Source organism: Roseibium aggregatum IAM 12614, assembly GCF_000168975.1.
GTDB classification, from domain to species: domain Bacteria; phylum Pseudomonadota; class Alphaproteobacteria; order Rhizobiales; family Stappiaceae; genus Roseibium; species Roseibium aggregatum.
Genome location: NZ_AAUW01000014.1, coordinates 19,146 through 33,935 on the forward strand (window position 1 = coordinate 19,146; position 14,790 = coordinate 33,935).

Annotated in this window: 12 protein-coding genes; 9 read left to right on the top strand and 3 right to left on the bottom strand. The window is 61.6% G+C overall.

Annotated features, from left to right (window positions below; all coding sequences use genetic code 11):
- The first annotated feature begins 92 nt into the window (after positions 1–92).
- The 3 genes from SIAM614_RS18620 to polA all read left to right on the top strand — a co-directional run bounded on the left by SIAM614_RS18620 (position 93) and on the right by polA (position 4,825).
- Positions 93–605 carry an FxsA family protein gene (locus SIAM614_RS18620; RefSeq protein WP_006936930.1) on the top strand — a complete coding sequence of 171 codons (513 nt, stop codon included), beginning with the start codon at positions 93–95 and terminating at the stop codon, positions 603–605.
- Between the two features lie 142 nt (positions 606–747).
- A complete protein-coding gene (locus SIAM614_RS18625) occupies positions 748–1,779 on the top strand; it encodes an acyltransferase family protein (RefSeq protein ID WP_040440590.1) in 1,032 nt (343 codons plus the stop codon).
- Positions 1,780–1,834: 55 nt separating this feature from the next.
- Entirely contained in the window at positions 1,835–4,825 is a 2,991-nt protein-coding gene (gene polA / locus SIAM614_RS18630) for a DNA polymerase I (RefSeq protein ID WP_006936932.1), read from the top strand.
- A gap of 130 nt (positions 4,826–4,955) precedes the next feature.
- Here the strand turns inward: polA and SIAM614_RS18635 are convergent, their stop codons facing one another.
- The gene (locus SIAM614_RS18635) at positions 4,956–6,095 is read right to left on the bottom strand and encodes a PepSY-associated TM helix domain-containing protein (protein ID WP_006936933.1); all 1,140 of its coding nucleotides are present in this window, start codon (positions 6,093–6,095) and stop codon (positions 4,956–4,958) included.
- 345 nt (positions 6,096–6,440) lie between these two features.
- On the bottom strand, positions 6,441–7,412 hold the full coding sequence (locus SIAM614_RS18640) for an NAD(P)H-dependent flavin oxidoreductase (RefSeq protein WP_006936934.1): 972 nt from the start codon (positions 7,410–7,412) through the stop codon (positions 6,441–6,443).
- Positions 7,413–7,502: 90 nt separating this feature from the next.
- Between SIAM614_RS18640 and SIAM614_RS18645 the strand changes: the two genes are divergently transcribed.
- Positions 7,503–8,327, top strand: a complete 825-nt coding sequence (locus SIAM614_RS18645) for a LysR family transcriptional regulator (RefSeq protein WP_198137350.1) — start codon at positions 7,503–7,505, stop codon at positions 8,325–8,327.
- Between the two features lie 12 nt (positions 8,328–8,339).
- Here SIAM614_RS18645 and SIAM614_RS18650 read toward each other — a convergent pair whose 3' ends face one another.
- Complete coding sequence (locus SIAM614_RS18650; RefSeq protein ID WP_006936936.1) at positions 8,340–9,248, bottom strand: LysR family transcriptional regulator; 909 nt, start codon at positions 9,246–9,248, stop codon at positions 8,340–8,342.
- A 162-nt stretch (positions 9,249–9,410) separates the two neighbouring features.
- On the opposite strand from SIAM614_RS18650, the gene SIAM614_RS18655 reads away from it, so the two are divergent.
- The 5 genes from SIAM614_RS18655 (at position 9,411) to SIAM614_RS18675 (ending at position 14,729) form a co-directional block, all read left to right on the top strand.
- On the top strand, positions 9,411–10,451 hold the full coding sequence (locus SIAM614_RS18655) for a hypothetical protein (protein ID WP_006936937.1): 1,041 nt from the start codon (positions 9,411–9,413) through the stop codon (positions 10,449–10,451).
- Positions 10,452–10,458: 7 nt separating this feature from the next.
- Positions 10,459–11,607, top strand: coding sequence for an MFS transporter (locus SIAM614_RS18660; protein ID WP_157139947.1), 1,149 nt, complete (start codon positions 10,459–10,461; stop codon positions 11,605–11,607).
- Between the two features lie 112 nt (positions 11,608–11,719).
- Positions 11,720–11,950: a hypothetical protein gene (locus SIAM614_RS18665; protein WP_157139948.1), complete on the top strand. Its 231-nt coding sequence runs from the start codon at positions 11,720–11,722 to the stop codon at positions 11,948–11,950.
- An 88-nt stretch (positions 11,951–12,038) separates the two neighbouring features.
- Positions 12,039–13,565: a YifB family Mg chelatase-like AAA ATPase gene (locus SIAM614_RS18670; RefSeq protein WP_006936940.1), complete on the top strand. Its 1,527-nt coding sequence runs from the start codon at positions 12,039–12,041 to the stop codon at positions 13,563–13,565.
- 39 nt (positions 13,566–13,604) lie between these two features.
- Positions 13,605–14,729 (top strand): NAD(P)/FAD-dependent oxidoreductase, encoded by a 1,125-nt coding sequence (locus SIAM614_RS18675; protein WP_006936941.1) that lies wholly within the window; start codon positions 13,605–13,607, stop codon positions 14,727–14,729.
- Positions 14,730–14,790: the final 61 nt, after the last annotated feature.

The window sequence follows — 14,790 nt, forward strand, 5'->3', positions numbered from 1 at the left end:
CCATTCATAGGCATTTCGTGACTGCCTGCTCGCATTTTCGCGAGTGAATGTCTACCTTAGGTCAGAATAGCTTATCAGACGTTGGAGCTCCCGTGGGACTTTATATCATTGCCGCAATCCTTCTTCTGCCCCTGATCGAAATTGCGATGTTCATCTGGGTGGGAGGCATGATCGGCGTTTTTCCGACAATCCTGCTGACGGTGATCACCGCCCTGGCCGGGACATTGATGCTGCGCCAGCAGGGTCTGTCGTTGCTGATGCGCATGCAGAAGGAACTGGATGCAGGCCGCACACCCGGAAACGAAGTGATGCAGGGCGCAATGATTGTTCTGGCCAGCATTCTTCTGCTGATACCGGGCTTTGTGACCGATGCCATCGGTTTGCTGCTGTTCATTCCTCCGGTCCGCGAAGCGTTGGCGCGGTTCATTATCGCGCGCTCGAACGTGGTCATCGTCGAGGGCGGCAGCGGCATGCGCCGTCCCGATGACGGCGTCGTCGATCTGGATGAAGCCGACTGGAGCGAAAAAAGCAGCGGCACCGGCAGCGGTTCCGGCCAGCCGAAGCTCAGCCCGTGGCAGGACGGGTCGGACAACGCCAAGCCCTGATTGCGAGAAGCGGTCACTAAAACGTGACCGTTGGTGTATGCGTAAAATTTACCAGTCATGGTCAAGTCTGGCTTCAAATTTGTCGTGAAACCGGCCCTGCGCCGGCCCTAAGCCAGACTAAAGCGGAGCTCGCAGCCGAAGAATGAGCGCAAGGCGCGTAGATTGGGTGGATACCGCAAAGGGCATCTGCATCATCTTCGTCGTGATGATGCATTCGGTGCTCGGTGTCGAAGCCGCTGCCGGCCAGACCGGCTGGATGCACGTCGTCGTTGCCTTTGCGGCGCCCTTCCGCATGCCGGATTTCTTTCTGATTTCCGGTCTGTTCCTGTCCAACGTCATTACCCGTGACTGGAAACTCTATCTGGACCGCAAGGTCGTCCACTTTGCCTATTTCTACGTTTTGTGGATGACGATCCAGTTTCTGGTCAAAGCGCCTGTCTTCATCGAGGAAACCAGCCTCAGGGCTACCGTTGAGCTTTATTTCCTGAGCTTCATCGAGCCTTTCGGCACCCTGTGGTTCATCTACATGCTGCCGATCTTCTTCGTCGTGTCGAAAGCGGCGCATGACAAGGGCGTGCCCTGGCAACTGGTTCTGGCCGTAGGTGCGCTTCTGCAGATCGCCCCCATCCACACCGGCTGGCTCCTGGTGGATGAATTCGCGGCCCGCTTTGTCTTTTTCTATGCAGGCTTTGTCTTTGCACCGCAGATCTTCGCCCTGGCCGGCTGGGCACGGGAGCGAATCGGCGTCAGTCTCGGCTATCTGCTGGTCTGGGGCCTTGTGAACGGCACACTGGTTTATGTCGGCTGGTCGCATCTGCCGGGCATTGCGCTTGCTCTGGGCGCGGCCGGTGCGGGCGCCATCATCCTCACCAGCGCGTTGATCGTGAAATGGGGCCGGCTCGGGCTTCTGCAGCATTTCGGCGAGAACTCGATTGTCATCTATCTCGCCTTCTTCTTCCCCATGGCCGTGACGCGGGTGATTCTGCTGAAGCTGGGCATTTTCGACATCGGCACCACGTCGCTGATCGTGACGCTGGTGGCGTCGGTCAGCCCGATGATCCTGTTCTGGCTGATCCGCCGCACGAACATCGGCTGGTTCCTGTTCCGCAGGCCTGCCTGGGCCTATCTCAGCGGTACTTTCAGCGGGAAACGTCAGGCACAGGCGGCTGAGTGATCGGCGAGCTTGGAAATTTTAACTTTAGGACTTTTCTCCAGAACGGCCTGCGGGCATGATCCGCGCCATGTCGACGCAAAGCACCTCTCCCGCCCTCACCGCCGATGACCATCTCATCCTGGTCGACGGGTCCACGTTCATTTTTCGCGCCTATCACGCGCTGCCGCCGCTGACGCGCAAGCCGGACGGACTGCCGGTCGGGGCGGTTTCGGGCTTCTGCAACATGCTGTGGAAGCTGCTGCAGGAAGGGCTGACACCGGAAGAAGGCGACGAGCCCACCCATTTCGCGGTGATCTTCGACCATTCCGCCCAGACGTTCCGGAACGAGATCTACCCGGAGTACAAGGCCCACCGGCCGGATCCGCCGGAAGACCTGGTGCCGCAGTTCGGCCTGATCCGCGAGGCGACCCGGGCCTTTTCGGTCCATTGCATCGAGCAGGAAGGCTTCGAGGCTGACGATCTGATTGCGACCTATGCGCGCGAAGCTGCCGAACAGGGTGCGCGCGTCACCATTGTTTCGGGCGACAAGGACCTGATGCAGTTGATCGGTCCGAAGGTCGGCATGATCGACACCATGAAGAACAAGACCTTCGGCGAAGCCGAGGTGTTCGAGAAATTCGGCGTCGGCCCCGACAAGGTCATCGAGGTGCAGTCGCTGGCCGGCGACAGCGTTGACAACGTGCCTGGCGTACCGGGCATCGGCCTGAAGACCGCGGCCCTTTTGATCAACGAATTCGGCGATCTGGAAACACTGCTCGCCAAGGCAGACACGATCAAGCAGAACAAGCGCCGGGAAAACCTGATCGAATTCGCCGATCAGGCCCGGATTTCCAGGCAGCTTGTGACCCTGAAGCAGGATGTGCCGGTTGAAGTGCCGGTGGGCGAACTCTCGGTGACCGGTATCGACGGCCCCAAGGCCCTCGGTTTCCTGAAGGCCATGGGCTTTACCACCCTCACCCGGCGTGTTGCCGATGTGACGGGGGCCGACATGGACGCGGTCGACGCGGCAGACCTGAAAGTCCCGGGCTGGGACGTTCCGGACCACAAGGGCCGCATCATGGAGCGCCCGGGCGGCGGCGACAGTGTCGCTGCGGAAGCTGAAAAAAGCCCGGACGACGCGGATCCGGACACTTCCGGCCTGCTGGTGCCCCAGACGGTTGCCGATGCCCGTGCCCAATCGATCCGGGCGATCCCGGTCGACAGCAGCGCCTATGAGACAGTCACCAGCCTCGAGCGGCTGAAGGAATGGTGCGACGCGGCCTTTGAAAAGGGCTACGTCTCCTTCGATACCGAAACCACGTCACTGGACGCCATGCAGGCCGAGCTTGTCGGCGTCTCGCTGTCCACCGAACCCGGCAAGGCGTGTTATGTGCCGCTTGGCCATGTCGACGGCGAGGGCGATCTTCTGGGGGGCGGCGGCCTTGTCGAAGGCCAGATCCCGCTGAAAGATGCGCTGGACGTGCTGAAGCCGATGCTGGAGGACCGTTCGGTCCTCAAGATTGCGCAGAACCTCAAGTACGACTGGCTGGTGATGACCCGCTACGGCATCGACATCACGCCTTTCGACGACACGATGCTGCTGTCCTACACGGTCGATGCCGGCAAGGGCGGCAACGGCATGGACGAATTGTCCGAGCGCTGGCTCGACCACAAGCCGATCCCGTTCAAGGAAATCTGTGGCTCCGGCAAGTCGATGATCACCTTCGACAAGGTGGCCATCGACAAGGCGACAGCCTATGCGGCGGAAGATGCCGATGTCACGCTGCGCCTCTGGCTGATCCTGAAGCCGCGCCTGGCATCCGAGCGCATGGCGACCGTCTACGAGACGCTGGAACGGCCGATGGTGCCGGTGCTGGCGCGCATGGAAAAGCGCGGCATTTCGGTCGACCGGCAGATGCTGTCGCGCCTGTCGGGCGAATTTGCGCAAGGGATGGCAGGCAAGGAATCCGAGATTTACGAGCTGGCCGGCGAAAACTTCAATATCGGCTCGCCCAAGCAGCTTGGCGATATCCTGTTCGGCAAGATGGGGCTACCCGGCGGCAAGAAGACAAAGACCGGCGCCTGGTCGACCTCGGCGCAGGTTCTGGAGGATCTGGCCGCGGAAGGGCACGAACTGCCTTCGCGGATCGTCTCCTGGCGCCAGCTCTCCAAGCTGAAATCAACCTACACCGACGCCCTGCCCGGTTACATCAATCCGGAAACGGGCCGCGTGCACACGTCCTACGCGCTGGCAGCCACCACCACGGGGCGCCTGTCCTCGTCAGAGCCGAACCTGCAGAACATTCCGGTCCGGACCGAGGAAGGCCGCAAGATCCGCAAGGCCTTCATCGCCGAAAAGGGTCACAAGCTGATCTCGGCCGACTACAGCCAGATCGAGCTTCGTGTCCTGGCGCATATGGCTGATATTCCGCAATTGAAGAAGGCGTTCGACGACGGGCTGGACATTCACGCCATGACGGCAAGTGAAATGTTCGGCACGCCAATCGAAGGCATGGACCCGATGGTGCGCCGCCGGGCCAAGGCGATCAACTTCGGCATCATCTACGGCATTTCCGCGTTCGGCCTTGCCAATCAGCTCGGCATTTCCCGAGGTGAAGCGGGGGATTACATCAAGACCTATTTTGAGCGTTTCCCGGGCATCAAGGACTACATGGAAGCGATCAAGAAGCAGGTTCATGCGAACGGCTACGTGACCACGATCTTCGGCCGCAAGGCGCATTATCCTGAAGTGAACACCAAGAACCCGAACATGCGCGCCTTCTATGAGCGCGCCGCCATCAACGCGCCGATCCAGGGGTCTGCCGCAGATATCCTGCGCCGGGCGATGGTGCGCATGGAAAATCGGCTGGAAGGCTCAAAGCTGGATGCGCAGATGCTGCTGCAGGTGCACGACGAACTGATCTTCGAAGTGCCGGATGCCCAGGTGGAAACCACCATTCCGGTGATCAAGGACGTGATGGAAAACGCCTGCGATCCGGCGCTGAAACTCTCCGTGCCGCTTCAGGTCGACGCCCGCGCCGCCAACAATTGGGACGAGGCGCACTAGAGTGTGTCGCGTTTAACCGGAAAAATCATGCATCGCTTTTGAGTCGAAATCACTGATGTCAGACAGCGAAAAGCGCTTCCGATAAACGCGATTTGCTCCAGGCGCCTCGATCGCTTCAGGGGAGCAGGCCTCAGGCCTGCTGGGCACGGCGCCGGAACAACGGCTGGATCAGTCGGCGGTAGGCGAGTGCAAAGCCCGTGTAGAAAAGAAACACCGACGCCAGCGAGGCCAGCCCGGCGAGGGTCTGGCCGACAAAGCCGTAGACCTCGCCGGTGTGCAGGAACCTCAGAAATATCCGGGCGCGCCGGCCTGCGGGCTGGTCTTCTGCGCCGCTGACGCCCAGCACGTCTCCCGAAACCCTGGAGACCGTGTAGGTCGTCTGGCGGGAAAGCTGAATGCCGTTGCCGGTATCCACCGTCACCATCACACGCGCAGCCCGTCCGTTCGGCAACTTGATCGAAAGGGTCCGCCAGTCGGGTTCTGCCTGTTTCAGTTCGTCTGCAATTGCCTGCAGGCTGACAGGCTCGCCCTGCGCCCGGTTCTGCCCTTGCGGCGCTGCGCTTGCCGCCTGACCGGTTGCTGCGGGCGAAACCGGTCCGAAGACGGCGGCCACCATGTCGCTGGCCCAGGGATAGGAAATGACGACGCCGGAGACGACCACCGCGAACAGCGGCACCAGTGCCCAGATGCCGAAGACATGGTGCCAGTTGTAGTCGCGCGCCTTGGCTGTCGGCAGGTTCCTGCGGAAGAGGAGGTTCTGTTTGACGATCCGCCAGGTCCATTTCTTCGGCCACCACAGATAAAATCCGGAAACCAGAATGAACAGGAAGCCGAGATTGGCAGCGCCCGTCACGGCGCGGCCGATAGTGCGATTGTCGCCGGAAAGGGCAAACCAGCGGTGCAGCGCGGTCACCGTGCCGAAAAAGGACTTCGTGCCTTCGGCGGCCGTGTCGATCCGCTCGCCGGTGTAGGGATTGAGCAGGTGGTTTTCGCGGCGGCTTACCGAAAGCGTCACCGGCGCGCCTTCCTGCCTGGGCAGGACCAGCGAATTGCCGGGTTGGGCGCCATTTGCCAGCGCCGCGCTTGCCAGTTCGTCGGCCGTCATCAACTGCCCGTCGGCGGGCCGTTCGACCGCGCGGCTTTCAGCAAAGGAGATGATCTGGCGCTCGTAGGTCAGCAGCACGCCGGTTGCCGACATCAGGAGGATAATCAGACCGAAGGCGACCCCGACCACGAGATGCGCCCAGAAAACGATACGTTTGAAAGACATGGTACAACTGCCTTTTTCAGACCGGATGTGACGGTTGCCGGTCCCTCCTATCCCGGCCTTTAAAGGCGTAGGCCGAAGTGCTCGTAACGTCAAAGGCAACTGCGGGCTGTACGAACTGGAAATTGTATCCAGATGTCCCCGTTGCAGCAAAGCGGGCGGGGGGTAAAGGCAATCGGCGGCTAAAAATAAAGGAATGTCATGGGCTTGTGGTGAAAGGCGGCCGTTTGATCCGGCGGGACTTATTTCAACCTGCATACAATTTGCCGCACCTTCCAATGTCCGGAAAGGGCTGCTGAATTGGCGGCTGCTGGCTGCAGCCTACTGCATTGCCGGGCCGGTGCGAATTCAATCGAGGACGAAACTCGGTGCGCGGGCAAGAAGCGCAGCGGCTTCCCGAACGGTGTCTTCGACAATCCTTGCGGCCGGTAGAACGGTTTTTACAAGATCGAGGGATTCTCCGGCGATCAGGGCGCGGATGGAATAGTCATCCGGGTCGGCGGCCTCATAGGTTTTCCGGATCTTGTGAGCCGCGCCGGTCAATCCGGCTGGATCTTCCAGCCAGGGGCGCGAAAAGGCATTCTGGACCACGCGCCCGGTAAATTGTGATGGCCAGTCGAGCCCGCGGGCAACATCAAACACACTGGAGCGGGCTGTGTCGTCGCCACGTGCCTTCGTCAGGGCTGCCTTGGCTTTGTCTGATCCATTCGCTTCCACGCTCGCCCAGAACCTTGTGCCCATCATGATGCCGTCCGCGCCGAGCATCAGGGCAGCGGCAAGGCCGCGTCCGTCCGCCAGACCGCCGGCCGCCAGGACGATCGTCTCCTTGCCGGCGGCATCCCGCACCGCCGGAAGAAGCGCTGCCAGGCCTCGGTCCATACCGTGACCACCACCTTCCTGCCCTTGCGCGACCAGAACATCGGTTCCGGCCTTAAGGGCCTGTTCGGCCTGATCCAGGCGCTGCACCTGCCAGATGGTTGGTATTCCGCGCTCCCTGGCGGCTTTGACGATTGGTTCCGCATCTCCGAAGGAAACAAACAGGGCCGCCGGGTTGCGGTCGAGGACCTGATCCACAAGGGCCGGTTTTTTCAGAAGGCTCCAGGTGATGACACCAAGGCCGACCCGCTGACCGCCAGCGGCATCGAAGGCTGCGTCGATCCAGTCCGGGTCGCCGTATCCAGCCCCGATGATGCCGAAGCCACCGGCCCGGCTGACTTCGGCGGCCAGGCGTCCGTCTGAAATCCGGTCCATCGGCGCAAGCACCACCGGATGGGAAACGGCAAAGCGGCGGGTGAAGGGCGTGTCGAGCATCTGTTTCATGCAGGCAGGGTGACATGGAAATAAGTGCAGGAAAAACGATTGAAGAAGGAATTTGATATCTCTAATTTAGATAGTATGGATGTCGTTCTTATGAAAACACTGGTGGCAATCAAGGAAACGGGCTCCTTTTCGAGCGCCGCTCGGGCGCTGAATTGTGTGCAGTCGAATGTCACCTCCCGCATTCGGCGTCTGGAAGAACAATTCGGCCAAAAGGTCTTCCAGCGCAGCAAGGCAGGGGCCCGGCTGACGGACTTCGGTGAACAGGTTCATGCACACGCGATCGTGCTGTTGCAGCAATTCGCAGCGGCCGAGCGCGACCTACTGGAAGCCGCCGGAGCAGGCGCGCCGCTCAGGCTCGGATCCATGGAAACGACGGCAGCCGTTCGCCTGCCCGCCCTTCTCAAACGGTTGAGAGACGTGAGCGCCGCACCGCTGTCCCTGACGACCGGGCCGACCGCGGAATTGCTGTCGAAAGTGTGGGACCGGAAAATCGATGCGGCCTTCGTCGCCGGACCGGTCGACGCCAGCCGCTTTCGGGCCGTGCGTGCCTTCAGCGAGCGGCTTGTCTGTACCTATGGGGCGGCCAGTCCGCAGAGCGGGCCCCTGTTGGCCTTCCGCCAGGGCTGCAGCTACCGGGCGGCCGCACAGGCCTGGCTCGGCAGCATTGGCCAGAGCGACAGGGAAGTAACGGAAATGGGCACGCTGGAGGGGATTCTGGGCTGCGTCGAAGCCGGTCTCGGCTTCACGGTTGCCCCGGAAAGCGCCGTATTGGGGTTCCGCAATGCCGACCAGTTGACGACGACCCCACTACCGGTGCCTTTCGGCGATGCCCTGACCTATCTGGTCTGGCGCATTGATCACAAACCGGTCGCAGCGCACAGAAAACTGCTGGAAATCCTGGCGGAACCGGCCTGAACCCTCGGGCCGTCAGACCACCCGTAAATCCGGCTGTATCTTGCCGGCAAGGGCCGAGCGCGGAGCTATGGCGTTCTGCAACAGGTCGTTGAGGTGTTCTTCCAGATAATCGACGATGGGCGACTGTGTTGTCGACTGGGTGTAAATCGCGAGCTGCGTTGCCGGAAGCTTCGGAAACCCATCCTGCTCTTTCAGGATCTTGAAGCCTTCCAGAATGGCTCCCGATGGCAGGCAGCAAAGGCCCGCTCCCGAGAGCACGGCCACCTGCGCGGCGGCGACGCTGGTGGTGGTGATGCGCTCGTACCACTGCCGGCCGGCACGGGCGAGCGAACCGAAGGAGATTTCGCGGAAAGGGCAGGGTTCCGGGAACATGATCAGTGGCAGCGGATCGGTCAGCGGGCAATTGTCGCCGACGGCCCAGTGCAGCGGTTCCTCGAATATCTCGACCGGCTTCTGCTTGGTCTGCGAGACGAGGGCAATCGCCAGGTTGATTTCGTTGTTGGACAGCATTTCGTGCAGCGTGGCGCTGTCGGCCACCGTCATCTCAAGCTTCACGTTTGGGTGAATGCGCACAAAATTGCAGAAGATCGATTGCAACTGTCCGGTGGCATACCATTCGGGCAGGCCGACATGCACCGTGCCGGTCAGCTCAGGTGCGGACAGGCGCAACCTGGCTTCCTCGTGCGACCTCAGGATTTCGGTGGCATGCTGATAGAGAATCCGGCCCGCTGGCGTGAGATTCATGGTGCGCGCACTGCGTTCGATCAGTGGCTTGCCGACCCGTTCCTCCAGGCGCCGCAGTTGAGTGCTGACGCAGGGTTGCGTACGGTTCAGCCGCGAACCCGCATGAGTGACGTTGCCTGCTTCCGCGACAGCAACAAAGGCTTCCAGCAGTTCGATATTAAAACGGCCGATAGTCATGTCTCTGCCTCCGTTTTAACGCAAGACGACCAACACGGTTTTCCGCGGGTCCAGCGCCACGCAAGCATAACGTTCTATTATGGGGCGCTTCAATTATAAATTTAGGAGACAGTAAAAAATCCCGTAATCCGAGAGTCTCTTTTGTCAAAACAGGTATCCGCCATGACTTTAGCGCTTTCCTATGGCCAGCCGGAGCATGGGCCAGATCACCACTCGACCGGCCCCCTTTCGCTGCAACAAAGAGTTCACAGGGCAATTGCCTGCCATACCGAATTCAGTCTCGACACCATCCTGACCCAGGACAACCGGGTAAAATACACCAACGAAGGCAGTTCGCAGACGGCGACAGGGCCGCTGGACGAAGTGTTTCAGCTCATGCGTCAGCTCAACGAGGCGGGAATCGCGTCGGATACGCTTGGCCGGATGCACGAGAACGGCAGGTCTTTCCGGACCGCACTGGAAGAAAGCTGCAGGCGGATCGCCAGCGCATTTGCGGGTGAGCGGCTGGTGTATGTCGAACTCGGGCCAGAGCCGGTCAAGACCGGGTTCATTCTCCAGACGTTGCAGAACATGGGCGTCATTATAGATCGTTATATCGCCGTCGACATCAACCCGATGTCCGCCGCGCCGATGCGCGCGGCTCTTGCGTCGATCCTGCCGGAAACGCCGCTTGAGTTTGTCACGGCCCCCTTCGAGGCCTGCCGCCTGGAAGACATGATCGGGCACAATGCCCCGCCGGCCCTTGTGACCATGCTCGGCTTTCAGGAAGGCAATGACGATCCGGCAATCGTCAACGGCTGGCTGCGGGACATCACCCGGCCCGGAGACCTGCTCCTGTCGGAAAGCCAGCTCTACACCATCGATCAGACCGACAAGATCTCCGGGTTTTACGCCCATCCGGCGATGCAACGGTTTTCGCGGATCGCGTTTGAGCGGGCCGTTGACCGCAGTCTGCCGACACTGAACCGCTTCTTTTTGCTGCCGGTTGTGTTCGACGATGGCCAAAGCGCGCAAGTGGCCATTCTGGCCGAAGAATTCGCCCACTCAATCAGTGGAAGAAACTTGCATGTTTCCAACTTCTGCCTGAAACTCACGCGTGAACAGTATCGCGCGTACCGGCAGGAGGGTGGCCATTTCGAAATATTCGGCGAGAGCTTCACGGATGACCAAACACTTCACTTCCAGCTCTCCCGCCGGGTTTGAGATGACCTTGGCACAGACCCGCGGTCTTACTGCCGCGGGTCTGGCCATCGTTGCTGTCACCTACGGACTGGCACGCTATTGTTTCGGTCTTTTCCTGCCGGAAATCCGCCAGGAATTTGCGCTGACGCCGGAAACCGTCGGCCTGATCGCCGGTCTGTCCTATCTGGGATATCTCGCGGCGACCTTCCTCGGTTCCTGGCTATCGACGGTCTTTGAACCCCGCTTGCCGATCCTGCTCGGGGGCCTTGCCGCCACAACGGGCATGGCAACGATCGCCCTGGCACAGACGCCGTTCGTGCTGGCGCTGGGCGTGTTCGTGGCGGGAGCCAGCCCCGGTCTTTCCTACCCGCCGTTTTCCGACGTCATCGTCCGCCACACGGAACTCAGCCGGCAAAACGGTGTCTACGCCTGGATCAACTCCGGCACCGGCTTCGGCGTCGCCTTTGCCGGACCGCTTGCTCTCTTCGCCGGTGGCGACTGGCGCCTCGCCTGGCTGGTCTTTGCGGCCATTGCCCTTGCTGTGACGGTCTGGAACGCGGCCACCTTGCCAAAGCGCAGCGCGTATCTGGAACAGGCCCGCACAAGGGTTTCTCTCTGGATCCTCCTGGACAGGACGGCGCGCAGATTGTTCGTGGCCTCCTTTCTCTTCGGCACCGTCACCGCGGTCTACTGGACCTACGCGGTCGAACTTCTGACCATGCTGACAGGCAATCCGCGGGATGCGATCCTGTTCTGGATCGTCCTTGGCATTTCCGGCGTCACCGGCTGTTTCGCAGGCGGGGTCGTCAACCGCTGGGGGCTGAGAACCGCCTATCGCGGTTTGGCGCTGCTGGTCGGAACCTCGGTCGGCACTCTGCCCCTGCTGGTGGAAACCAGGCTCGGGATCTATCTGTCCGCCGCCTGTTTCGGCGTCGGTTTCATCGTGATGACGGCTCTTTTCGGCATGTGGAGCATGAAGCTCTTCCGGCAGGCGCCGTCCATCGGCTTCGGGTTCACGTTTTTCCTGATTTCCCTTGGCCAGGGAGTGGGGCCGGTGCTGAGCGGCTTCCTCATTCCGGTGGCAGGCCACTCTGTGCTGTTCTTCGCAGCCGGGCTTTTGTGCTGTACGCTGGCAGGCTTTGCGGCCGGAAAAGAGACCGAAGGCGTCAGACCATAACAGCGGGTTATGATGGGCATGGCCCGCATAACCGCTATGTGCTGGCATTTCCTGAAAATTGTAAGCATGGTGACGGCACGCTATGATTGATGAACAAAATGCGATTGGATCGATGAGACTTACCGCCGCCAACACCGCCGGGGCCAAGCTCGATATGGAGCTTTGCCGCGCCCTTTACGAAAAAGACCCTGACCGGCTTCTTAAGCTTGTGTCCGACTGGCTGGAAACCAACGGTTTGCAGCCGAGTGAGGACTTCGAGGTGCCGGACTATCTGAATGCCGTTCTTACCCGTGGCACGGTCTCCGTTCCAGGTGGCAGCAAGCTGCGCGTGCTGGTGTCCTGAACGGTCTTATTCTGTCTGTTCCATATTTGTTCTTGCGTCTTTTCACGACATATGCTTCGGTGCGCTGCATCTGTAAGTAGAGGTGAATATGGTCAGCCGGATCACGACGGTCGCGTTTCGGGGCATCGAGGCAGTTCCGGTGGACGTGCAGGTTCACGTCGGGCCGGGTATGGTTGCCTTCACCATCGTCGGCCTGCCGGACAAGGCCGTTGCCGAAAGCCGGGAACGTGTTCGCGCGGCACTTGCCGCCTCTGGTCTGGCCCTGCCCGCCAAGCGCGTCACGGTCAATCTCGCCCCTGCCGACCTTCCCAAGGAAGGCTCGCATTACGATCTGCCGATCGCGCTGGGCGTGATGGCCGCTATTGGCGCCATTCCCGCTGAATTTCTGGAAAAATACGTTGTCCTGGGCGAGCTTGGCCTCGATGGCACACTCGCGCCGGTTGCTGGTGTCCTGCCGGCCGCCATGGGCGCCAACGGCATCGGCAAGGGGCTTATCTGCCCGGATGCAAGCGGCGGCGAAGCAGCATGGGCTGATGCGGACATGGACATTCTCGCGCCCCGCTCGCTGATCCAGCTCGCCAATCACTTCAAGGGAACACAGGTTCTCTCGCGCCCGGTGGCCCGGCTGCGCGGCAATGCCGGTGTCTTGCCCGACCTTGCCGAGGTCAAGGGTCAGGAAAGCGCCCGGCGGGCGCTGGAGATCGCTGCTGCCGGCGGCCACAACCTTTTGATGACCGGGCCTCCCGGTTCGGGCAAATCCATGCTGGCGCAGCGCCTGCCGTCGATCCTGCCCGCTCTGACCCCGCGCGAGCTTCTGGAAGTGTCCATGATCGCCTCGCTTGCTGGCGAACTTGCCGAAGGCAAATTGACCGACCGCCGGCCCTTCCGCGCGCCCCATCATTCCGCCTCCATGGCGGCGCTTGTTGGTGGCGGAATGCGCGCCCGGCCGGGCGAAGTCTCGCTCGCCCATAACGGTGTGTTATTCCTCGACGAACTGCCGGAGTTCAATCCGCAGGTTCTCGACAGCCTGCGCCAGCCGCTGGAATCGGGCGAGGCGGTGATCGCCCGCGCCAATCACCGGGTCACCTATCCGGCCCGTATCCAGCTTGTGGCCGCCATGAACCCCTGCCGCTGCGGCCATGCGGGCGAGCCGGGCCACCAGTGCCGCCGGGGCGAGCGGTGCGTCACAGATTATCAGGCCCGGGTCTCCGGGCCGCTGCTGGACCGGATCGACGTCAGGATCGAGGTGCCAGCCGTTACGGCGGCCGACCTGATCGGCCCTGCGGCCAGCGAACCGTCTGCCGTCGTCGCGGCGCGTGTTGCCGAAGCGCGCAGGATCCAGGCGGAGCGCTTCCTGGAACTCGGCCTTGCCTGCCGCACCAATGCTCAGGCCCCCGCGGCAATTGTCGAAACCATGACACGGCCGGACGACAAGGGTCTGGCATTCCTGCGTGATGTTGCCGAACGTCTCGCCCTGAGCGCGCGCGGATACCACCGTGTCCTCAAGCTCGCTCGCACGCTGGCCGATCTCGACGGCCAGGACACGGTCGGCCGCATTCATCTGGCCGAAGCGCTCAGCTATCGCGGCGAAGACATGTCCCGCAAGGCGGCGTGAGGGCGTTGACTGCAAGATTCCAAGGATTTTTTTGAGAATATGACACCAGACGTCCTCATCATTGGCGGCGGCGTGGCCGGGCTGAGTGCGGCCTGCTTTCTGTCCGAATGCGCGCAGGTCACGCTTCTGGAGCGCGAACCTGCCCTGGCAACGCAGTCTTCTGCCCGCACGGCAGGTCAGTTCACGGCGGGTATTTCCGCCGGCACCATGCGCGCGATGGCGGCGGCGAGCCGCTCATTCTTCCAGGCACCACCGCCCGGCTTTTGCGAACAGATGCTTGTCGCACCCCGGGGCTGCCTGACAGTCGGGCGGGAGGAGCACCGGCCGGTTCTGGACAGGTTGATGACCCGGCTTCAGGAGGCGGGGTCGGACTGCCGGTTTGTCGACCGGCAAGAAGCTTTGGCGCTGTTTCCGGCGCTGCGGCCGGAGCGGGTTCATGCGGGTGTTTTCGAAGCAGATGCGATGGACATCGATGTCGATCTTCTGCTGGAAGCCTACCGCAAAGCGGCGTCTGCCAACGGTGCCCGATTTATCTGCAAGGCGGATGTAACTTCCATCCGGCGGATTGCCGACACATGGCAGGTGACAGCCGGAGATCTGACCGTGTCCGCCCCCGTTCTGGTCAATGCGGCTGGGGCCTGGGCAGACCGGGTTGCGGATCTTGCCGGCGTCCCGGCGCTTGGCCTCAAGGCCTTTCGCCGGTCGGCCTTCACATTTCCGCTCCACCGGCAGGAGGCAGGAGCGTGGCCGCATGTCACGACGGCCGATTACACCTGGTACGTTCATCCGCAGCCGCACGGCTTTACCGCATCCCCGGCAGAGGCCGATCCTGCTTCCCCGGGAGAGGTTTATGCGGACGACCTGCGCCTTGCGGAGGCTATCCACCACATCGGGATCGATACCGACCTTGCCGTTCCGCGCCCGTCCGCAAGCTGGGCAGGCTTGCGCACCTTTGCGCCTGACCGCAATCCGGTCTGCGGCGGAGTTCCTGGTTGTCCGGGTTATTTCGTCAGCGCCGGTCAGGGCGGATGCGGGGTTCTGACGTCTCCGGCCATGGGCCAGGCTCTGGCAGCTGTGGTTCAGGGCAGGGATCTGCACGACAATCTCTCTGCATCCGGCATTACTCTGGAGCAACTGGCACCGGCGCGCCTTCTGTCCGACTGATCTTCTTCATTTGACAAAGAACACGTTTTCCAAGAAAAAACCTCTCAAGCCAGTCGGGGTT